Annotated in this window: 20 protein-coding genes, 1 pseudogene and 1 riboswitch; of the genes and pseudogenes, 6 read left to right on the top strand and 15 right to left on the bottom strand. The window is 62.0% G+C overall.

The window, feature by feature from the left end:
- Positions 1 to 2 precede the first annotated feature (2 nt).
- Positions 3 to 1,109 (top strand): ABC transporter permease, encoded by a 1,107-nt coding sequence (locus tag AAIE04_RS02245; RefSeq protein ID WP_154746708.1) that lies wholly within the window; start codon positions 3 to 5, stop codon positions 1,107 to 1,109.
- A gap of 71 nt (positions 1,110 to 1,180) precedes the next feature.
- Here AAIE04_RS02245 and AAIE04_RS02240 read toward each other — a convergent pair whose 3' ends face one another.
- The 6 genes and pseudogenes from AAIE04_RS02240 to moaA all read right to left on the bottom strand — a co-directional run bounded on the left by AAIE04_RS02240 (position 1,181) and on the right by moaA (position 4,743).
- Positions 1,181 to 1,891: a Bax inhibitor-1/YccA family protein gene (locus tag AAIE04_RS02240; protein ID WP_198636080.1), complete on the bottom strand. Its 711-nt coding sequence runs from the start codon at positions 1,889 to 1,891 to the stop codon at positions 1,181 to 1,183.
- A gap of 130 nt (positions 1,892 to 2,021) precedes the next feature.
- The gene (gene moaE / locus AAIE04_RS02235; RefSeq protein WP_019453984.1) at positions 2,022 to 2,489 is read right to left on the bottom strand and encodes a molybdopterin synthase catalytic subunit MoaE; all 468 of its coding nucleotides are present in this window, start codon (positions 2,487 to 2,489) and stop codon (positions 2,022 to 2,024) included.
- Positions 2,490 to 2,491: 2 nt separating this feature from the next.
- Entirely contained in the window at positions 2,492 to 2,737 is a 246-nt protein-coding gene (moaD, locus tag AAIE04_RS02230; protein WP_019453985.1) for a molybdopterin synthase sulfur carrier subunit, read from the bottom strand.
- Positions 2,734 to 3,213: a cyclic pyranopterin monophosphate synthase MoaC gene (gene moaC / locus AAIE04_RS02225; protein ID WP_019453986.1), complete on the bottom strand. Its 480-nt coding sequence runs from the start codon at positions 3,211 to 3,213 to the stop codon at positions 2,734 to 2,736. Before moaC ends, moaD begins: the two co-directional genes overlap by 4 nt.
- A 3-nt stretch (positions 3,214 to 3,216) precedes the next feature.
- Complete coding sequence (gene moaB / locus AAIE04_RS02220; RefSeq protein WP_019453987.1) at positions 3,217 to 3,732, bottom strand: molybdenum cofactor biosynthesis protein B; 516 nt, start codon at positions 3,730 to 3,732, stop codon at positions 3,217 to 3,219.
- Between the two features lie 24 nt (positions 3,733 to 3,756).
- Positions 3,757 to 4,743, bottom strand: a pseudogene (gene moaA / locus AAIE04_RS02215) (GTP 3',8-cyclase MoaA).
- Positions 4,730 to 4,874: riboswitch (molybdenum cofactor riboswitch) on the bottom strand. Its footprint overlaps the pseudogene before it by 14 nt.
- A 259-nt stretch (positions 4,875 to 5,133) precedes the next feature.
- On the opposite strand from moaA, the gene yvcK reads away from it, so the two are divergent.
- Positions 5,134 to 6,051, top strand: a complete 918-nt coding sequence (yvcK, locus tag AAIE04_RS02210) for a uridine diphosphate-N-acetylglucosamine-binding protein YvcK (RefSeq protein WP_063918936.1) — start codon at positions 5,134 to 5,136, stop codon at positions 6,049 to 6,051.
- 6 nt (positions 6,052 to 6,057) lie between these two features.
- On the opposite strand, the gene AAIE04_RS02205 is transcribed toward yvcK, so the two are convergent.
- Both AAIE04_RS02205 and uvrB read right to left on the bottom strand, forming a co-directional pair.
- Positions 6,058 to 6,324: a VF530 family protein gene (locus tag AAIE04_RS02205; RefSeq protein WP_498576402.1), complete on the bottom strand. Its 267-nt coding sequence runs from the start codon at positions 6,322 to 6,324 to the stop codon at positions 6,058 to 6,060.
- A gap of 99 nt (positions 6,325 to 6,423) precedes the next feature.
- Positions 6,424 to 8,436, bottom strand: coding sequence for an excinuclease ABC subunit UvrB (uvrB, locus tag AAIE04_RS02200; protein WP_498576401.1), 2,013 nt, complete (start codon positions 8,434 to 8,436; stop codon positions 6,424 to 6,426).
- A gap of 1,103 nt (positions 8,437 to 9,539) precedes the next feature.
- Between uvrB and AAIE04_RS02195 the strand changes: the two genes are divergently transcribed.
- A complete protein-coding gene (locus AAIE04_RS02195) occupies positions 9,540 to 10,262 on the top strand; it encodes an ATP-binding cassette domain-containing protein (protein ID WP_019453992.1) in 723 nt (240 codons plus the stop codon).
- 26 nt (positions 10,263 to 10,288) lie between these two features.
- Here AAIE04_RS02195 and bioD read toward each other — a convergent pair whose 3' ends face one another.
- Genes bioD through bioB form a run of 4 tightly spaced genes read right to left on the bottom strand, consistent with a single transcriptional unit; the run spans position 10,289 to position 13,895 of the window.
- Positions 10,289 to 10,963 (bottom strand): dethiobiotin synthase, encoded by a 675-nt coding sequence (gene bioD, locus AAIE04_RS02190; RefSeq protein ID WP_021504003.1) that lies wholly within the window; start codon positions 10,961 to 10,963, stop codon positions 10,289 to 10,291.
- Complete coding sequence (gene bioC / locus AAIE04_RS02185; RefSeq protein WP_198636083.1) at positions 10,956 to 11,723, bottom strand: malonyl-ACP O-methyltransferase BioC; 768 nt, start codon at positions 11,721 to 11,723, stop codon at positions 10,956 to 10,958. Before bioC ends, bioD begins: the two co-directional genes overlap by 8 nt.
- Positions 11,707 to 12,858, bottom strand: coding sequence for an 8-amino-7-oxononanoate synthase (gene bioF / locus AAIE04_RS02180; protein ID WP_498576400.1), 1,152 nt, complete (start codon positions 12,856 to 12,858; stop codon positions 11,707 to 11,709). The genes bioC and bioF overlap by 17 nt, the downstream gene beginning before the upstream one ends.
- The gene (gene bioB / locus AAIE04_RS02175; protein ID WP_025160023.1) at positions 12,858 to 13,895 is read right to left on the bottom strand and encodes a biotin synthase BioB; all 1,038 of its coding nucleotides are present in this window, start codon (positions 13,893 to 13,895) and stop codon (positions 12,858 to 12,860) included. Before bioB ends, bioF begins: the two co-directional genes overlap by 1 nt.
- A gap of 88 nt (positions 13,896 to 13,983) precedes the next feature.
- On the opposite strand from bioB, the gene bioA reads away from it, so the two are divergent.
- Positions 13,984 to 15,258, top strand: a complete 1,275-nt coding sequence (gene bioA, locus AAIE04_RS02170) for an adenosylmethionine--8-amino-7-oxononanoate transaminase (RefSeq protein WP_019453997.1) — start codon at positions 13,984 to 13,986, stop codon at positions 15,256 to 15,258.
- Positions 15,259 to 15,261: 3 nt separating this feature from the next.
- On the opposite strand, the gene AAIE04_RS02165 is transcribed toward bioA, so the two are convergent.
- Both AAIE04_RS02165 and AAIE04_RS02160 read right to left on the bottom strand, forming a co-directional pair.
- Positions 15,262 to 15,663: a YkvA family protein gene (locus AAIE04_RS02165; protein ID WP_019453998.1), complete on the bottom strand. Its 402-nt coding sequence runs from the start codon at positions 15,661 to 15,663 to the stop codon at positions 15,262 to 15,264.
- Positions 15,664 to 15,665: 2 nt separating this feature from the next.
- Positions 15,666 to 15,941 carry a metal/formaldehyde-sensitive transcriptional repressor gene (locus tag AAIE04_RS02160; protein ID WP_019453999.1) on the bottom strand — a complete coding sequence of 92 codons (276 nt, stop codon included), beginning with the start codon at positions 15,939 to 15,941 and terminating at the stop codon, positions 15,666 to 15,668.
- A 78-nt stretch (positions 15,942 to 16,019) separates the two neighbouring features.
- Here AAIE04_RS02160 and dmeF point away from each other — a divergent pair, with 78 nt between their 5' ends.
- Together dmeF and AAIE04_RS02150 are read left to right on the top strand one after the other, a co-directional pair.
- Positions 16,020 to 16,988, top strand: coding sequence for a CDF family Co(II)/Ni(II) efflux transporter DmeF (gene dmeF, locus AAIE04_RS02155; protein WP_498576399.1), 969 nt, complete (start codon positions 16,020 to 16,022; stop codon positions 16,986 to 16,988).
- Between the two features lie 32 nt (positions 16,989 to 17,020).
- Positions 17,021 to 17,503, top strand: coding sequence for a kinase inhibitor (locus AAIE04_RS02150; protein WP_019454001.1), 483 nt, complete (start codon positions 17,021 to 17,023; stop codon positions 17,501 to 17,503).
- 64 nt (positions 17,504 to 17,567) lie between these two features.
- On the opposite strand, the gene pgl is transcribed toward AAIE04_RS02150, so the two are convergent.
- Positions 17,568 to 18,563, bottom strand: a complete 996-nt coding sequence (gene pgl, locus AAIE04_RS02145; protein ID WP_154746701.1) for a 6-phosphogluconolactonase — start codon at positions 18,561 to 18,563, stop codon at positions 17,568 to 17,570.
- Between the last annotated feature and the right edge of the window lie 35 nt (positions 18,564 to 18,598).

Genomic DNA, 18,598 nt, shown 5'->3' with positions numbered 1-18,598 from the left:
CGATGTTTCATCGTCTGTTGACGCTCATCATCAAGGAAATGCAGGCGCTGCTGCGCGATCCGCAAACCCGCGCCATTTTAATCATGCCGGTGATCCTGCAGGTGCTGCTGTTCCCGTTCGCCGCGACGCTGGAAGTCACCAACGCCACCATCGCGGTCTACAGCGAGGACAGCGGCCAGTCCTCGGTGGAGTTGACCCAACGCTTCGCCAAGGCCAAGGCCTTTCAACACGTGCTGTTGCTGCGCAGCCCGCAGGAGATAAAAGCTACCATTGATAACCAACGGGCGCTGCTGCTGATCCGCTTCCCGGCGCAGTTCTCGCGCGATATCGCCGCCGGCAACACCGCGCCGCTGCAACTGCTGCTCGACGGGCGCAACTCCAACAGCGCGCAAATCGCCGCCAACTACGTACAGCAGATCGTGCAGGAATATCAGAACGAGCTGCTCGGCAGCCGCGCCAAACCCAACAACAGCGAGCTGGTGGTACGCAACTGGTATAACCCGAATCTGGACTACAAATGGTTCGTGGTGCCGTCGCTGATCGCCATGATCACTACCATCGGCGTGCTGATCGTCACCTCGCTATCGGTGGCGCGCGAACGTGAACAGGGCACGCTGGAACAGCTGCTGGTCTCACCGCTTACCACCTGGCAAATCTTTATCGGCAAGGCGGTGCCGGCGCAGATCGTCGCGATGTTCCAGGCTTCAATCGTGCTGCTGATCGGCATTTTCCTGTACCGGATCCCATTCGCCGGATCGCTGCTGTTGTTCTACGCCACCATGTTGATCTACGGGCTGTCGCTGGTGGGATTCGGCCTGCTGATTTCGTCACTGTGCGCCACTCAGCAGCAGGCATTCATCGGGGTGTTCGTGTTCATGATGCCGGCGATCCTGCTCTCGGGTTACGTCTCGCCGGTGGAGAACATGCCGGTATGGCTGCAGGATCTGACTTGGGTGAACCCGATACGCCACTTCACCGACATCACCAAGCAGATCTACCTGAAGGACGCCAGCTTCGACATCATCTGGCACAGCCTGTGGCCGCTGCTGGTGATCACCGCCACCACCGGCAGCGCCGCCTATGCGCTGTTCCGTCGCAAAATCGCATAAAAAAAAGCTCTGCATGTCACATGCAGAGCTTTTTGATCGCCAGATACCCTATAGTTTGAAAAACAAAGGATTTAGCGACGGTTGCCGAAGATACGCAGCAACATCAGGAACAGGTTGATGAAGTCGAGATACAGCGTCAGCGCGCCAACGATGGCGTACTTGCGGAAGCCGTCTTTATCATCGGCATTCAGCTGCTCGCCCATCGCCTTGAGTTTTTGCGTGTCGTAGGCGGTCAGGCCGACAAACACCACCACCCCGATGTAGGTAATCGCCCACATCAGCGCGGTGCTCTTCAGCCAGATGTTCACCAGCGAGGCCAGCACGATGCCGATCAGCGCCATGAACAGCATGCTGCCGAAGCCGCTCAGATCGCGTTTGGTGGTGTAGCCGTACAGGCTCATGGCGCCGAACATGCCGGCGGTAACCACGAAGGTGCTGGCGATCGAGCTGTAGGTGTAAGCGATGAAGATGCTCGACAGCGTCAGCCCGGTCAGCGCCGAGTACAGCATGAACAGAGAAGTAGCCACCGTGCCGCTCAGGCGATTGACCATGCCGGAAATCACAAACACCAGCGCTAATTGAGCAATGATCAGACCGAAGAAGGTGATCTGGCTGGAGAAGATGAAGTTGAGGATCGCGGGCGTGTTGGCCGCATACCAGGAAACGAACGCCGTCAGCAGCAGACCGCAGGTCATCCAGCCGTAAACCTGCGCCATGTAGGCCTGAATGCCGCTGTTGGCACGTTCGACGATTGAACCATTAGAGCGTGGATATCGGTCCATGACGGTTACCTTTTGCGTTGTAAACAAGATTCCGAAGCCCCGCGAGCGGGGCTTCGCCTGCTATAAGCGTACCACAGAATATGCCGCGCGAAAGCGGCAAAGGTATTGATTTGTTTCCGCTGTTGACGCGCTATTTAGCCGCTTTTTGCCAGCGCTGCGCCGCCTGACGATCGCTGTCGCGGGCGTCCACCCAACGATCGCCCTGGCCGGTGGCTTCGCGCTTCCAGAACGGCGCGCGGGTCTTCAGGTAGTCCATGATGAACTCGCTGGCGGCGAACGCCATGCTGCGGTGCGCGCCGGTCACGCCGACGAACACGATCTCGTCGCCGGGATACAGCGCGCCGACGCGGTGGATCACCGTCACGCGCTGCAGCGGCCAACGGCTGCGCGCCTCGGCCACGATCTCCGCCAGCGCCTTCTCGGTCATGCCGGGGTAGTGTTCCAGCGTCAGCGCGCTGACGTCGTCACCCAGATTATGGTTGCGCACCTTGCCAGTGAAGGTCACCACCGCGCCGTCGGCGTCGCACTGCGCCAGCCACTGATACTCGTCGCCGACGTTGAACGGCGCTTCGCCCACGCGAATGCGGGTGTTTTCCATGTTTACCCCCCGGTGACCGGCGGGAAGAAAGCCACTTCATCGCCGGCGCGCAGCGGATGGTCCGCCGCCACCAGCGACTGATTGACCGCCGCCAGCAGCTTGCCGGACTCCAGCGCCAACGCCCAGCGATCGCCGCGCGCACACAGCGCCTGACGCAACGCCTCAACGGTGGGATAATCCGCCGGCATCGACAGACCGCCGGTGCCCACCAATTCGCGCACCTGCGCGAAGAAAAGAATATCGATCATGCGTTCACCTTAAAATCGCCGGATTTGCCGCCGCTTTTCGCCAGCAGGCGCACCGGGCCGATCACCATGTCTTTCTGCACCGCTTTGCACATGTCATAGATGGTCAATGCCGCTACCGAGGCGGCGGTCAGCGCCTCCATCTCGACGCCGGTTTTGCCGGTCAGCCGGCAGCAGGTTTCGATGCGCACCCGGTTGTGCTGCGTCTGCGCCTCCAGCTGCACTTCGACCTTGCTCAGCATCAGTGGATGGCACAGCGGGATCAGCTCCCAGGTGCGCTTGGCCGCCTGAATACCGGCGATGCGCGCCGTGGCGAACACGTCGCCCTTGTGATGGCTACCGTCGACGATCATCGCCAGCGTGGCGGGCAGCATCTCGACGAAGGCTTCGGCGCGCGCCTCGCGCACCGTTTCCGCCTTGGCGGAAACGTCGACCATATGGGCTTCGCCGGCGGCGTTAATGTGGGTTAGCTGTGTCATGACTCAGGGCTTCTTCAAATGGGGCTGGAAGTTGCACGGCCGATGGCGCGCGTCCAACTGCTCTTCGATAATCCGCTCCCAGGCGGTGCGGCAGGCGCGGGTAGATCCCGGCATGGCGAAAATCACCGTGCGGTTGGCCAGGCCGGCCAGCGCGCGCGACTGGATCGTCGCGGTGCCGATCTCTTCGTACGACACCATGCGGAACAGTTCGCCGAACCCCTCCACCTCTCTGTCGAACAGCGGCAACAGCGCTTCCGGCGTGTTGTCGCGGGCGGTAAAACCGGTGCCGCCGGTGATCAGCACCGCCTGCACGTTGTCATCGGCGATCCAGGCGGAAACCCGCGCGCGGATCTGGTAAATGTCATCTTTGACGATGGCGCGATCCACCACCTGATGGCCGGCTTCCTGCGCCGCTTCCTGCAGGTATTGGCCGGAGGTATCCTCCGCCGCGCCGCGACTGTCGGACACGGTCAGTATGGCGATGTGCGCCGCAATAAATTCGCTGCTCGCATGGCTCATGGTTCAATAAGCTCCTATTGGCTGTCAGCCGCCGATAAACGACAGGTTCTGGGTAATCCCGCTGTTGCCCTGATGCAGGAAATGGGTCTGCTTCTTGCTCAGCAGCCCGCGCTGGATGCGCGCCTTCAGCGCGTCGAGCTGGCCGTCGTCCGCCAGCAGATCGCGCAGGGGCACGCCCTGCTCGCCGAACAGGCACAGGTGCAGATTGCCGATGGAAGAAACGCGCAGTCGGTTGCAGCTGGCGCAGAAGTCTTTTTCGTACGGCATGATAAGCCCCACCTCGCCCTGATAGTCCGGGTGGCTGAACACCTGCGCCGGGCCATCGCTGCGGCCGCGCGCCTGGCGCTGCCAGCCCTGCTGCTCCAGCTGCTGGCGAATCACTTCGCCGGAGACGTGGTGTTTGCGAAACAGCTCGCCGCCCTCGCCGGTTTACATCAGTTCGATAAAGCGCAGCTGAATCGGCCGATCCTTGATCCAGGTGAGAAAGGCGCCGAGCTGCTGGTGGTTAACGTCGCGCATCAGCACCGCGTTGACCTTGACCTTGCTGAAACCGGCGCTAAAGGCGGCGTCGATACCGTCCATCACCTGGCGGAACTTATCCTGACCGGTAATGGCGTGAAACTGGCGCGGATCCAGGCTGTCGACGCTGACGTTGATCGCCGTCAGACCGGCGTCACGCCAGGCGGCGACGTCGCGCGCCAGCCGGTAGCCGTTGGTGGTGACCGCCAGCGTGCGAATGGCCGGGTTTTCCCGCACGGCGGCGATGATCTCGGTAAAATCGCGGCGTAGCGAAGGCTCGCCGCCGGTCAGGCGCACCTTTTCGGTGCCCAGTTCGGCGAACGCGCGGCTGACGCGGCGGATTTCATCCAGCGACAGGAAGCTTTTCGGGCTGCCGCTCGGCTTGTAGCCATCGGGCAGACAATAGGTGCAACGAAAATTGCACACGTCGGTGATCGACAAGCGCAGGTAATAGAACTTGCGCTCATAAGCATCAATGAGTTGCGGTACCATAACACCTTTCCAAAGTCGGGAGATGCGAGCGTTTCCGCTCTGCACCCTGGTGGCTGACTTCGCCACGGCCCAGGCGCCATATCGTTCATGATGAACAACGTAGGCGCAGGGGCTAGGAGTTTGATTTCTCTTTCCGCTACCTTAAGTAGCCGGAACGAAACCGTGGTTTTCAACAGAATTCTAGCGCTAATCGGTAACGATAGCCAACGCGTAAATTCGCTATATAATTGTCTATACAGCGTTTTTAGACGCCGCGTATTCTGGCAAACCATGATAAACATCGCTTGCGCGGACGAATTGACCGGAATCACGCAAATGACACTCTTATCGCGTTTTTACGCCGGATCCGCTACCTTATGCGGGCAGTTCAGCCTCTTTGTAAGGAAATTTATGCTCAATCGTACCCTGGCCGATCTCGACCGCGTGGTGGCGTTAGGCGGCGGACACGGCCTGGGCCGTGTCATGTCGGCCCTGTCGTCCTTAGGCTCACGCCTGACCGGCATCGTCACCACCACCGACAACGGCGGCTCCACCGGCCGTATCCGTCGTTCGGAAGGCGGCATTGCCTGGGGCGATACCCGTAACTGTCTCAACCAGCTGATCACCGAACCGAGCGTCGCCTCGGCGATGTTCGAATACCGCTTCAGCGGCAACGGCGAACTGGCCGGCCACAACCTCGGCAACCTGATGTTGAAAGCGCTGGATCACCTGAGCGTGCGCCCGCTGGAGGCGATCAACCTGGTGCGCAGCCTGCTGAAGGTGGACGCCGCGCTGATCCCGATGTCGGAACAGCCGGTGGATTTGATGGCGCACGATCACGAAGGCAACCATGTTTACGGTGAAGTGAATGTCGATCAGCTGACCCATATGCCGCAGGAGCTGATGCTGTCGCCGCCGGTCAACGCCACGCGCGAAGCGCTGGACGCCATCGCGCAGGCCGACGTGATCCTGATCGGGCCAGGCAGTTTTCTCACCAGCCTGATGCCGCTGCTGCTGCTGGACGATCTCACCCAGGCGCTGCGCCGCAGCAGCGCCAGCATGATCTATATCGGCAACCTCGGCCGCGAGCTGAGCGTGGCCGCCGCGGCGCTGTCGTTAAAGGATAAGCTGACGCTGATGGAAGATAAGATCGGCCGCCCTATGATCGACGCGCTGATCGTCGGCCCGGCGGTGGACGCCAGTGAAGTGCAAGATCGGGTGGTGATTCAACAGCCGCTGGAAGCGAGCGACATCCCCTACCGCCACGATCGCCAGCTGCTGCGTCAGGCGCTGGATCAAGCGCTGGTGGAGCTGGCCGCCCGCCGCTGACCGAATTTAGCCGTCGCGCCCGCGCAGCCAGGGGTTATCGCTGGCCGGGGCGGGATGCCTGACCATATCGATATACAAATCTTCCACCTCTTTGCGCGCCCAGGGCGTACGGCGCAAAAACTTCAGGCTGGACTTGATGCTCGGATCGCTGCGGAAACAGTTGATGCGAATGCGCTCGCCCAGCTCGGACCAACCGTAGTGATCCACCAGTTTATTCAGCAGTTGCTCCAGCGTTATGCCGTGCAGCGGATCTTTAGACTGGTGTTGGTTCATGTTCGGTACTCTCGCGGTCAGATCGGGCCGCACACCATAACAGCTTTGACGCGGCCGACAAGGAATTTTGACGCCCGCAGCGCAGGCGCCGCCAAACGATCAGGAAATCGCGATGAACTGCTCGCGCAGCTGATGGATTTCGTCGCGCAACGCCGCCGCCTGTTCGAACTCCAGGTTCTGCGCGTGAGTGTACATCTGCGCCTCCAGATCGCGGATCTTCTGATCCAACGCTTTCGGCGTAAGGTTCTGAAGCTGAGCGCCGCTTTCCGCCGCCTTGCCCTTGCCTTTGCCCTTGGCGCGGTTGACCGGTTGGCCGATCTGCAGGATATCGCCGATCTTCTTGTTCAGCCCCTGCGGCACGATGCCGTTGGCTTCGTTGTACGCCTGCTGCTTGGCGCGGCGCCGCTCGGTTTCGCCGATCGCCTTGGCCATTGAATCGGTGATGCGATCGCCATACAGGATCGCTTTGCCGTTCAGGTTACGCGCCGCGCGGCCGATGGTCTGGATCAGCGAACGCTCGGAGCGCAGGAAGCCTTCCTTGTCGGCGTCCAGAATCGCCACCAGCGACACCTCAGGCATGTCGAGCCCCTCACGCAACAGGTTGATGCCCACCAGCACGTCAAACTCGCCCAGACGCAGATCGCGGATGATTTCGACCCGTTCCACGGTATCGATGTCCGAGTGCAGATAGCGCACGCGCTCGCCATGCTCTTCCAGGTATTCGGTCAGATCTTCCGCCATGCGTTTGGTCAGGGTGGTCACCAGCACGCGCTCGTTGATCGCCGCGCGCTTGCGGATCTCGGAGAGCAGATCGTCCACCTGGGTGGCGACCGGCCGCACCTCGACGATCGGATCCAGCAACCCGGTCGGACGCACCACCTGATCGATCAGATCGCCGCCGGATTTCTCCAGCTCATATTTGCCCGGCGTCGCGGAGACATAGATGGTCTGCGGTGCCAGCGCCTCGAACTCCTCGAAGCGCAGCGGGCGGTTATCCAGCGCCGACGGCAGGCGGAAACCGTATTCCACCAGCGTTTCCTTACGCGCGCGGTCGCCCTTGAACATCGCGCCGATCTGCGGAATGGTGACGTGGGATTCGTCGACCACCAGCAGGCCGTCCGCCGGCAGGTAATCGAACAGCGTCGGCGGCGGTTCACCCTCGGCGCGGCCGGACAGGTAGCGCGAATAGTTTTCGATGCCCGAGCAGTAACCCAGTTCGTTCATCATCTCCAGATCGAACTGGGTGCGCTGCGTCAGGCGCTGCTCTTCCAGCAGCTTGTTGTTGGCCAGCAACACCTTGCGGCGGTCCGCCAGATCGACCTTGATCTCTTCCATCGCCTGCATGATCCGCTCGCGCGGCGTGACGTAGTGCGACTTAGGGTAAATGGTAAAACGCGGCACCACCTGCTCGATCTGCCCGGTCAGCGGATCGAACAGCGACAGCCGTTCCACTTCTTCGTCGAACAGCTCGACGCGCAGCGCCAGCTCGTCCGATTCCGCCGGGTAAATGTCGATCACCTCGCCGCGCACGCGGAAGGTGGCGCGCTGGAAGGCCTGATCGTTGCGGGAATACTGCAGCTCCGCCAGCCGGCGCAAAATGGAGCGTTGATCGATGATCATGCCCTGGGTCAGATGCAGCATCATCTTCAGGTAAAGATCCGGATCCCCCAGGCCGTAGATCGCCGACACCGACGCCACCACCACCACGTCGCGCCGTTCGAGCAGCGCCTTGGTGGCGGAAAGACGCATCTGCTCGATGTGCTCGTTCACCGACGCGTCTTTTTCAATGAAGGTGTCGGAGCTCGGCACGTAGGCTTCCGGCTGGTAGTAGTCGTAGTAGGAGACGAAGTACTCCACCGCATTCTCCGGGAAAAACTCTTTCATCTCGCCGTACAGCTGCGCCGCCAACGTCTTGTTCGGCGCCAGCACCATGGTCGGCCGATTTAAATCGGCTATCACGTTGGCGATGGTGAAGGTCTTGCCCGAACCGGTGACCCCCAGCAGCGTCTGGTGCGCCAGGCCGTCTTCCAGCCCCTCTTCCAGCTTGCGGATGGCTTCCGGCTGATCGCCGGCCGGTTTGAATTCAGAATGCAGTTTGAACAGTTTACTCATGGCTCGGCTACCCTGTGGAGATGCGCGCGCTCAGGCGGCCAGCCGGCTCTGCGCCGGGCATGGCCCCTAATTATGGAAAGTGTCGGCGATTTGCGCCAGTGCCCATGATACTGGATATAAAACCAGCTTCAAGCGGATTCGTCGCTGCGCCCGGCGTGGCGAGCGCGTCATTGCACCGTGGCGTTACAGTCGGGTGACATTTTTATTGTCAATAACAGATTTATCCCCAGAACTTGCCGCAAATTAACTTATTGATAGCACCGCGGCGAAAAATCATACATAGAAGCGCGAACAATACCCTTGCGTCTTGATTTTAATTAACCTATTGATATTTAATTAATTTAATAAAAAGACGAGAATGCGGACAAAGCGAACAGAACCCGCGTCCGCTCTCGCTTTACAGCGTTTTTCTAAATCTAATACACAAGGTTATCCACAGGAATAGTGGATAACTCTCACCGCCCCGCCCGTGGCGGGAGTTACAGAAAGAAAGCTTTTCGCCCTTTACACTCGCCAAAATGCCTTTTTTAGTTATTTTTTCATAAAAATATCGCTTTGTTTATGCCGATTAATACTAAAAATCCCCATTGCCAAAATCGCATTGTCCCCTTTCGCCCCGATCGTTCTTGACGGCGGCGCAACGCCTTGCACCACGCCCACCTCGGGGAGCACCACAAGAGTGCAAAAAACGTTCGGGTTAACTTCCCCGCGTATTTTCGAGCCGCCGCGGCGCCGCCCGCCAGGCCCGACCGGCGGTTAACAAGACGATAACAACCTGCCATTTTCATCCGACGAAAAAACTGGCCTGGGAGTTGCTTTATCTTTCTGCGTGCACACCGGACGCGGCAGCATAATGCGCTGCCCAGTGCCCCATCCCGGCGTCGCACTATCCTTCGTAAAAGCGCGAGAACGACACCAAGTCGTCATAAGCGTCGCTTTTCACGACATATTGACTGTCATTCCGTCCACCGCTAACCGTGTTCGGGCATCGGACGGACGGCATTTTGTTCCAGGCATTGCCACACTCGGGAAATCAGCCGCAAAAGCGGCCTTTGCAGCAACCCGCCAACGGGTGGAATGGGCGTCGATGAGGAGAATGCCAAATGCTGAGCCTGAGATCGGTCAATCAATTTTACGGGCAGAACCACATCCTGTGGGACATCAATCTGGAGCTGCCGCGCGGCCAGTGCACCGTGCTGCTCGGGCGCAACGGCGTGGGCAAAACCACGCTGGTCAACTGTATCGTGGGGCACTTGCCGGTGGTGAGCGGCAGCATGACCTGGCAGCCGGCGGATGAGCCGCCGCAAAACCTGCTGTTGCAGCCGATGGAGCGCCGGGCCGCGCTGGGCATCAGCCACGTGCCCCAGGGGCGGCAACTCTTCTCGCAGCTGAGCGTGGAGGAGAATCTGCAGGTGGCGCAGATGGCCGTGCGCGGCGCTCCTCGCCGCATTCCGCCGCTGATCTACAGCCTGTTCCCCAACTTGCGCCAGATGCGCGCCCGCCGCGCCGGCGATCTGTGCGCAGGCGCCCAACGCCAGCTGGCCATCGGCCGTGCGTTGGCCCAGGAACCGGCGCTGCTGATCCTCGACGAACCGACGGCGGGCGTGCCGCCTTCGATCGCCGCCGACATCGGCAACGTGATCCGCAGGCTCAACTATGAGTTAGGCATGACCATTTTGTTGGTAGAACATCAGCTGCCGTTCGTGCGCCGGGTGGCGGATCGCTTTTGCCTGCTGGATAGCGGGCGCACGGTGGCGCACGGCGCGCTGGCGCAGCTGGATGAGGCGCTGATCGGCGTCGGTCTGGCGGGACAGGACGGAGGATGAGGGAGCGAGGCTCCCTCATTGAGAGTTTATAACAGGCTGATATCCAGATATTGTCCCAACGGCGCCCGTTCGGCCTGCGGCAGGTGCGGGATTTCGCCCAGCAGCGGCGCCGGCAGCATGCGGCGCAGCGTGGCCAGGTATTCCTGATGCCGTCGCCCCGGCGGTGCCACGTCGTTGGCGATCCAACCGGCCAGCGTCAGCCCCGCCTGTTGCACCGCCTGCGCCGTCAATACCGCATGGTTGATGCAGCCCAGTTTGATGCCCACCACCAGGATCACCGGCAGTTGCTCCTGCTGTACCCAGTCGGCGAAGGTGTACTGCGCCGACAACGGAGTAAACCACCCGCCGGCGCCCTCGACCAATACCCAGTCGGCGCGCTGTTCCAGCCGGCGCAGGCCGTCGGACAGCCGCGCCGCGTCGATCGGCCGGCCTTCATCGGCGCTAACGATATGCGGCGAAGTCGGTTCGGCAAAAACGTAAGGGTTCACTTCGTCGTACCCCAGCGCCACGCCGCTGTTGGCCTGCAGCGCCAGCGCGTCGCCGTTGCGCAGCCCCTCGGCGGTCATCTCGCTGCCCGAGGCCACCGGCTTATAGCCGGCGCTGCGGTAGCCCGCCAGATTGGCGGCCTGCAGCAAGGCGCTGCTGGCGACAGTTTTCCCGACCTCGGTGTCGGTGCCGGTCACGAACCAACGTTTAATCACGATAAATCACTCCATAGGCCAGATGATAGCTGAGCGGGAACTGCCCCTGCCGGCACGGGTAAGCCGCCTGCAAAGCGGCGAGACGGCCGCGCGACATCAGGCCGCCCTCGCGTCCCTGGTGCAGATGCGTCGCCCCGATGCCCTTAAGCGAACGCATCAGCGTCATCACGTCCGGGTAATTCAGGGTGCGCAGCTCCGTCACCAGCTCGTGTCGATAGTCGGCGCAGGCGGCGCGGATCTGCGCCAGCGGCAGGAAGGCGTTCACGTGGCGCTCACCATCCACCTGTTGCCAGGCGTCCCCCAACTCCTGCAGCGATCCCGCCGCCAGCGTGGAGAACAGGATCACGCCGCCGGGCCGGGTGACGCGATACAGCTCCGCCAACGCCGCGGGCAGATCGCTGCACCACTGCACCACCAGGCTGCTGAAACAGATGTCCATCGCCGCGTCGGGCAACGGCACCTGCTCGATATCGCCCAGCAGATAATGGTGCGCCGCCTGTTGCTGGCGGGCGAATGCCAACATCCCTGGTGCCAGATCGAGCGCCGTCACCTGCTTGCCGCGCTCGCGCCACCGGCGGCTGAAATAGCCGGTGCCGCAGCCGGCGTCCAGCAGCCGTTCGCCCGGATGAGCGCTGCCCATCTCCAGTAAGCGCTCGCCAACGTCACGCTGCAGCGCGGCGGCGGCGTCGTAGCTGCCAGCCGCGCGGCTGAAAGCCGAGGCGACCGCCTGTTTGTTCACCCTGTCATTGGCTGACGTCATGCAATACCTCCAGCAGACGATCGATATCCTGCGGCTGATGCGCCGCCGTCAGGGTAATGCGCAGCCGCGCGCCGCCCGGCGGCACCGTCGGCGGACGAATGGCGCTCACCCACAATCCGCGCTCGCGCAGCCTTGTCGCCAAATCGAGCGTGCGCTGATTGTCCCCTACCAGCAGCGGCTGGATGGCGGTGTCGGAGTCCGTCAGGGTCAGCGCCAGCGGCGCCGCCCCCTGGCGGAAGCGCCGAATGTTGTCCTGCAGTCGGGCGCGCAGTTCATCGCCCTCTCGAATGCAGGCCAGCGCCGCCTGCAGCGCGCAGGCCTGCGCCGGCGGCATCGCGGTGCTGTAAATCAGATGGCGGGCGAACTGCAGCAGGTACTCGGCGGTCGCCTCATCGCACAGCACCGCCGCGCCGCTGACGCCGAACGCCTTGCCAAAGGTCGCCACCAACAGTTCAGGGCGCACGCCCTGCTGCCAGCAGCTGCCGCGGCCTTGCTCGCCGCGCACGCCGACGCCGTGGGCATCGTCCACCATCAGCCAGGCGCCCGCCGCACGGGTTAAACGATGCAGTTCCGCCAACGGCGCGCCGTCGCCGTCCATGCTGAACACCCCTTCGGTCACCGCCAGTCGCTGCCCGTCGCAGGGTTTGGCCAACAGATCCGCCAATACCTGCGGCTGATTGTGCTGGAAGCGGCGCAGCTCGGCCGGCGACTGCGCCGCCGCCTCCAGCAGCGAGGCGTGGCTGAGACGATCGGCCAAAATGCGATCGCCTTTCTGCATCAGCGCCGCCAACACCGCCTGATTGGCGGCATAGCCGGAAATGAACAGCAGCGCGCGCGGATAACCGAGCCACTCCGCCAGTTGCTCTTCCAGCGCCTGATGCGCCGCGCAAAAGCCGGTAACGTGGCCCGAACCGCCGCTGCCGACGCCGTAATGCTGCGCGCCCTGCTGCCAGGCGGCGATCACCCGCGCATCCTGGCTCAGCCCCAGATAGTCATTGCCGGAGAAATTCAGGTAGAGACGATCACCAAGCCGGATCTGGCGGCCATTGCCGCCCTCGGTGGCCTGTCGGCGACGGTAGGCGGCGTTCAAACGCCGCTCCGCCAGCGCCTGCTCGATACGTTGTGACCAGCTCATCACGGCGCCGCGTTGTAAAACTCGGCGGTATCGGCATTCAGCAGCTGCTTAGCCAGCACCTGCTGTTGCTGGTTGTCGCCGTGTTCGGTGGCGGTCTGCTGCGGGTTCAACCCCAGCTTGCGGAACAGCTGCAGGTCTTTGTCTTCTTCCGGGTTCGGCGTGGTCAGCAGCTTGCAGCCGTAGAAGATCGAGTTGGCGCCGGCCATGAAGCACATCGCCTGCGTCTGTTCATTCATCTGTTCACGACCGGCGGAGAGACGGACATAAGAGGCCGGCATCATGATGCGCGCGACTGCGATGGTACGGATGAAATCGAATGGATCGACATCGTCGTTATCCGCCAGCGGCGTACCTTTCACCTTCACCAGCATGTTGATCGGCACGCTCTCCGGCGGCTTAGGCAGGTTGGCCAGCTGCACCAGCAGCCCGGCGCGGTCGCGCACCGTTTCTCCCAGCCCGACGATGCCGCCGGAACAGACTTTGATGCCGGCGTCGCGCACCTTGTCGAGCGTATCCAAACGTTCCTGGTAGCTGCGGGTGGTGATGATGCTGCCGTAGAACTCCGGCGAGGTGTCGAGATTATGGTTGTAGTAATCCAGCCCGGCCTCCGCCAACCGCTCGGCCTGGGTGCCATCCAGCGTACCCAGCGTCATGCAGGTTTCCATGCCCATCGCTTTCACGCCCTGCACCATCTGCTGCAGATAAGGCATGTCGCGCTCGTGCGGGTTCTTCCACGCCGCGCCCATGCAAAAACGGGTCGAGCCGTTCGCCTTGGCCTTGCGCGCCGATTCCAGCACCTGCTCGACCTGCATCAACCGCTCCGACTCCAGGCCGGTTTTGTAGCGCGAGCTCTGCGGGCAGTATTTGCAGTCTTCCGGGCAGGCGCCGGTCTTGATCGACAACAGCGTGCTGACCTGCACCTGACGCGGGTCGAAGTGCTGGCGGTGTACGGTTTGCGCTTCGAACAGCAGTTCAAGCAGAGGTTTATCAAACAGGGCCTGGGCTTGCCCTACTGTCCAGTGAATGCGGTCGGCCATCATGGCGTCTCCAAATCGAAAAAGTGTCGCCAGTTTAAATATTGTGGATATACTGTCAACCAATCTTAATTCAATTTGGTTTACAAGTATGTCCGTGACCGCTTCCGACCTGGCGTTCGACCAACGTCATATCTGGCACCCCTACACCTCCATGAGCCGCCCGCTGCCCTGTTATCCGATCGAGTCGGCCAGCGGCGTCGAGCTACAGCTGGCCGACGGCCGGCGTCTGGTGGACGGCATGTCCTCCTGGTGGGCGGCGATCCACGGTTACAACCATCCGCACCTGAATCAGGCCGCCAGCCAGCAGCTGGAAAAGATGTCGCACGTGATGTTCGGCGGTATTACCCATCCGGCCGCCATCTCGCTGTGCCGCCGGTTAGTGGATATGACGCCGGAAGCGTTGCAGTGCGTGTTCCTGGCGGATTCCGGTTCGGTGGCGGTAGAAGTGTCGCTGAAGATGGCGCTGCAGTACTGGCAGGCGCGCGGCGAACGGCGGCAGCGCATCCTGACGCTGCGCCACGGCTATCACGGCGATACCTTCGGCGCAATGTCGGTCTGCGATCCGGACAACTCGATGCATAGCCTCTATCAGGGCTATCTGGCACCGCATCTGTTCGCCACCGCGCCGCAGTGCCGCTTCGACGAAGAATGGCGTGAAGAGGACATCGCCCCGTTCGCCGCGCTGCTGGAGCAGCACGCCGGTGAGGTGGCGGCGGTGATCCTGGAGCCGGTGGTGCAAGGCGCCGGCGGCATGCGCATCTACCACCCAACCTACCTCAAGCGGGTACGCGAGCTGTGCGATCGCCATCAGGTGCTGCTGATCGCCGACGAGATCGCTACCGGCTTCGGCCGCACCGGCAAGCTATTCGCCTGCGAACACGCGCAGGTGGTGCCGGACATTCTCTGCCTGGGCAAGGCGCTGACCGGCGGTTACATGACCCTCTCCGCCACCCTGACCACCCGCCACGTGGCGGAGACCATCAGCAACGGCGCAGCCGGTTGCTTCATGCACGGGCCGACCTTTATGGGCAACCCGCTGGCCTGCGCGGTGGCGGACGCCAGCATGGCGCTGCTGGCGGAAAATCGCTGGCAGGCACAGGTGAGCGCCATCGAAGCCCAGCTGAAGCAGGAACTGCTGCCGTTAGCGGCGCTGCCGAAGGTGGCGGACGTGCGGGTGCTGGGGGCGATTGGGGTGGTGGAGATGCGCGAACCGGTGGATGTCGCCGAACTGCAGCGCGGTTTCGTCGAGCGCGGGGTGTGGATCCGGCCGTTCGGCAAACTGATTTACCTGATGCCGCCTTACATCATCGAAGCGGAACAGCTCAGCCGCCTGACCGCCGCCGTGGCCGCCGCCGCGCGCTGAACCCTACCAATGCTGGTCCAGATAGCGGGCCAGCAGCCCCAGGCACAGCAGCCACAGTAAAATGATCATCGCCGCCGCCATGCGGCCGGTGGGATTATCGACGCGCTGTTGCGCCTTCTCGCGCAGCTCGGCCATCAGCGGCTTGGGGATCAGGCGCACCGCCAGCATGATGCCCAACGGCACGATGATCACATCATCCAGATAGCCCAATACCGGAATGAAGTCCGGGATCAGATCGATCGGCGAGATCGCATAGCCGGCCACCAGCAGCGCGATCAGCTTGGCGTACCACGGGGTGCGGCGATCGCGGGCCGCCAGCCACAGCGCATAGATATCGCGCTTGATGCTTTTGGCCCAACGGCGCAGCCAGCCAAACCACGGCGTGCGTTTTTTCAGTGAAATCATGGTTATTTCATATAGGAACGTAAGACGGTCATCAATTGCTCGATGTCTTGCTCACGCTGCTGCGGCGTGGCGTCCGCAGCAGCCAAGTGTTCGCGCACGTGCCCTTCCAGCACCTGCGCCATCAAACCGTTGACCGCGCCGCGCACCGCCGCAATCTGCTGCAGAATAGCAGAACACTCACCGCCGCTTTCCAGCGCGCGCTCCAGCGCTTCGGCCTGCCCTTTAATGCGGCGCACCCGCGCCAACAGCTTCTTTTGATCTCTGATGGTATGACTCATCATTTCCGCCTGATTGTTATTTACTATACTGGGGTATAGTATATTTCAGCACACTACCTTTTGCTGAGGAACTTCACCATGACTTCTCACGCGCCCGCTTTGCGCCGCGAGCACAGCCACGTTTTTGACGATGGTAACCCATTGGCTGAAAGAAACACCAGATGGGCGGTAATACTCACCGCCAGTATGATGGTCATCGAGATAGCCGGGGGCTGGCTGTTTAACTCGATGGCATTGCTGGCCGACGGTTGGCACATGAGCTCGCACGCGCTGGCTCTGGGCCTGTCGGTGCTGGCTTACGGCGCCGCACGACGGCTGGCTAAAGATCGCCGCTTCAGCCTCGGCACCTGGAAGATAGAAGTGCTGGCCGGCTACACCAGCGCGGTGTTGTTGGTGCTGGTGGCAGCGCTGATGCTGTTCCAGTCTGCGCAGAGGCTGATGAATCCCAGCCCGATTCATTACAACGAAGCCATCGCCATCGGTACGATCGGGCTGGCCGTCAATCTGCTTTGCGCCTGGCTGTTGCGCGGCGGCGGCCACCACCATCATCACGGGGATGACCACGATGACCATCATCATGACCTCAACCTGCGTTCCGCTTATATCCACGTCATCGCCGACGCGGCCACTTCGGTACTGGCGATCGTCGCACTGTTCGGCGGCAAGCTTTGGGGCGCCGTTTGGCTCGATCCTCTGATGGGCATCGTCGGCGCGATGATGGTTGCCGCCTGGGCCTATAGCCTGATGCGCGATAGCGGGAAGATTTTGCTGGATGCCGAAATGGACGCTCCCGTTGCACAAGAGATTCGTCAAACGCTGGCCACCTCCGGCCACTCGCTCACGCTGACCGATTTGCATTTAGGCCGTATCGGCAAAGGAAAATATCATTGCGTCATCGCCCTGAGCAGCGCCGATCGCGCCCTCACCGCCGACAGGATACGTCGACTGTTGGCCGTTCATCCCGAACTGGTGCATGTCACCGTCGAGATCAACCGCCCGCCGCTGGCGCAAGGGGTTGTATTGTTCCACCAAAAAGATCTAGCTTAAGGGCTCTGCTTTTATCGCAACTGGGAGTCACTATGGCTTTTCGTTTGTACAGCAACGATCTGCAGGACGGCGGCAAGCTGCCGCAGCAGCAGGTTTTCAACGGCATGGGCTACCACGGCGATAACCTGTCGCCCCACCTGGCCTGGGACGGCGTGCCGGCCGGCACCAAGAGCTTCGTGATCGCCGTTTACGATCCCGATGCCCCGACCGGCTCCGGCTGGTGGCACTGGGTGGTGGCCAACATTCCCGCCGACGTGCGCGAGCTGCCACAGGGCGCGGGCTCAGGCAAAGCGCCGCTGCCCGCCGGCGCGTTGCAGACCCGCACCGACTTCGGTTCGGCCGGTTACGGCGGCGCGGCGCCGCCAGCGGGCGAGAGCCACCGCTATCAGTTCACCGTGCATGCGTTGGACGTGGAGCACATTGACGTGGATGAGGGTTCCAGCGGCGCGCTGGTGGGCTTCAACGTCCATTTCCACAGTCTCGGCAGCGCCACGCTGACGGTGATGTTCAACTGATCCCCCGCCAATAAAAAAGCGCGGTCAACCGCACCGCGCTTTCCACTCGAGTCTGGCCGACAAATTACTTCGCCAGCACGCTCACCCACATCGGGCCTTTGCCCACCGGATAACGCGCCAGCGTGGTCAGCTCGCCGCTGCTCTGGTCAATCTCATGCACCGCGATGTGATCGGATTTCTGGCCGGACGAAATCACGAAGCGACCACTGTGATCGATATTGAAACCACGCGGCTGCGTTTCAGTCGGATGATAGCCGACCAGGCTCAGCGTGCCGCCGTCTTCGGAAACGCTGAAGATGGTCAGAATGCTGGCGGTGCGATCGCTGGTGTACAGGAAGCGGCCGTTCGGCGTGATATGAATGTCCGCCGCCCAGCGGGTGCCGTCGAAATCGCTCGGCATGATGTCCAGCGTCTGCGTCACGCTGTACTTGCCGCCGTTTTCCGAAATGGCCAGCACGTCTACCGTGCCATTCAGCTCATTGACGCAGTAGGCGAACTTGTCGTTGTGGTGGAACGCCATATGGCGCGGACCGGCGCCGGCGGCGATATCCACCGCGTCCTGCGCGTGCGGCGTCAGCTGCCCGGCCAGGCTCAGATTGAACAGGCGGATGCGGTCTTCTTTCAGGCACGGCACCAGCACCAGCTGGTTGGTCGGATCGATGTTCGCCGAGTGTGGCGCGTTCAGGCCGTCGATCTGCTGGATCGGCGCCGTTACCACGCCGTCGTGGCCGATCGGGCTGATGCTGGCGCAGTTGCCGCTGTAGGAGGCGGAGAACAGGTAACGCCCCTGCAAATCGGTGGAGATATGGGTCGGGCTGCCCGGCAGCGGCGCCATGCCGGCCTGCTGCAGCGTGCCGTCCGCCTCGATGCGGTAGCTGACGATGCCGAACGCCGGACGCACGCCGACGTACAGGTGGGTCTTGTCCGGATGAAGGGTCATCGGCTGCACCTGGCCCGGCACGTCAACGGTTTGCAGCAGCGTCAGCGCGCCGGCGTCGTCCAACTGCCAGACGTGGATCTGCTGGCTCTCCGGGCTGGCGACATAAACGATTTGCTTCATGTGTTCTCCTTGCAAAGGGTAAAAGAGGAACCGGT

This window comes from Serratia sp. Ae19-1, assembly GCF_059801225.1.
This window is presented reverse-complemented; position numbering and strand designations above follow the sequence as displayed.

What these genes read in the sequence shown, in the direction of transcription:
- AAIE04_RS02245 (WP_154746708.1), top strand. Translation starts at nt 3, where the DNA reads ATGTTTCATCGTCTGTTGACGCTCATCATCAAGGAAATGCAGGCGCTG.
- AAIE04_RS02240 (WP_198636080.1), bottom strand. Translation starts at nt 1,891, where the DNA reads ATGGACCGATATCCACGCTCTAATGGTTCAATCGTCGAACGTGCCAAC.
- moaE (WP_019453984.1), bottom strand. Translation starts at nt 2,489, where the DNA reads ATGGAAAACACCCGCATTCGCGTGGGCGAAGCGCCGTTCAACGTCGGC.
- moaD (WP_019453985.1), bottom strand. Translation starts at nt 2,737, where the DNA reads ATGATCGATATTCTTTTCTTCGCGCAGGTGCGCGAATTGGTGGGCACC.
- moaC (WP_019453986.1), bottom strand. Translation starts at nt 3,213, where the DNA reads ATGACACAGCTAACCCACATTAACGCCGCCGGCGAAGCCCATATGGTC.
- moaB (WP_019453987.1), bottom strand. Translation starts at nt 3,732, where the DNA reads ATGAGCCATGCGAGCAGCGAATTTATTGCGGCGCACATCGCCATACTG.
- yvcK (WP_063918936.1), top strand. Translation starts at nt 5,134, where the DNA reads ATGCTCAATCGTACCCTGGCCGATCTCGACCGCGTGGTGGCGTTAGGC.
- AAIE04_RS02205 (WP_498576402.1), bottom strand. Translation starts at nt 6,324, where the DNA reads ATGAACCAACACCAGTCTAAAGATCCGCTGCACGGCATAACGCTGGAG.
- uvrB (WP_498576401.1), bottom strand. Translation starts at nt 8,436, where the DNA reads ATGAGTAAACTGTTCAAACTGCATTCTGAATTCAAACCGGCCGGCGAT.
- AAIE04_RS02195 (WP_019453992.1), top strand. Translation starts at nt 9,540, where the DNA reads ATGCTGAGCCTGAGATCGGTCAATCAATTTTACGGGCAGAACCACATC.
- bioC (WP_198636083.1), bottom strand. Translation starts at nt 11,723, where the DNA reads ATGACGTCAGCCAATGACAGGGTGAACAAACAGGCGGTCGCCTCGGCT.
- bioF (WP_498576400.1), bottom strand. Translation starts at nt 12,858, where the DNA reads ATGAGCTGGTCACAACGTATCGAGCAGGCGCTGGCGGAGCGGCGTTTG.
- bioB (WP_025160023.1), bottom strand. Translation starts at nt 13,895, where the DNA reads ATGGCCGACCGCATTCACTGGACAGTAGGGCAAGCCCAGGCCCTGTTT.
- bioA (WP_019453997.1), top strand. Translation starts at nt 13,984, where the DNA reads ATGTCCGTGACCGCTTCCGACCTGGCGTTCGACCAACGTCATATCTGG.
- AAIE04_RS02165 (WP_019453998.1), bottom strand. Translation starts at nt 15,663, where the DNA reads ATGATTTCACTGAAAAAACGCACGCCGTGGTTTGGCTGGCTGCGCCGT.
- AAIE04_RS02160 (WP_019453999.1), bottom strand. Translation starts at nt 15,941, where the DNA reads ATGAGTCATACCATCAGAGATCAAAAGAAGCTGTTGGCGCGGGTGCGC.
- dmeF (WP_498576399.1), top strand. Translation starts at nt 16,020, where the DNA reads ATGACTTCTCACGCGCCCGCTTTGCGCCGCGAGCACAGCCACGTTTTT.
- AAIE04_RS02150 (WP_019454001.1), top strand. Translation starts at nt 17,021, where the DNA reads ATGGCTTTTCGTTTGTACAGCAACGATCTGCAGGACGGCGGCAAGCTG.
- pgl (WP_154746701.1), bottom strand. Translation starts at nt 18,563, where the DNA reads ATGAAGCAAATCGTTTATGTCGCCAGCCCGGAGAGCCAGCAGATCCAC.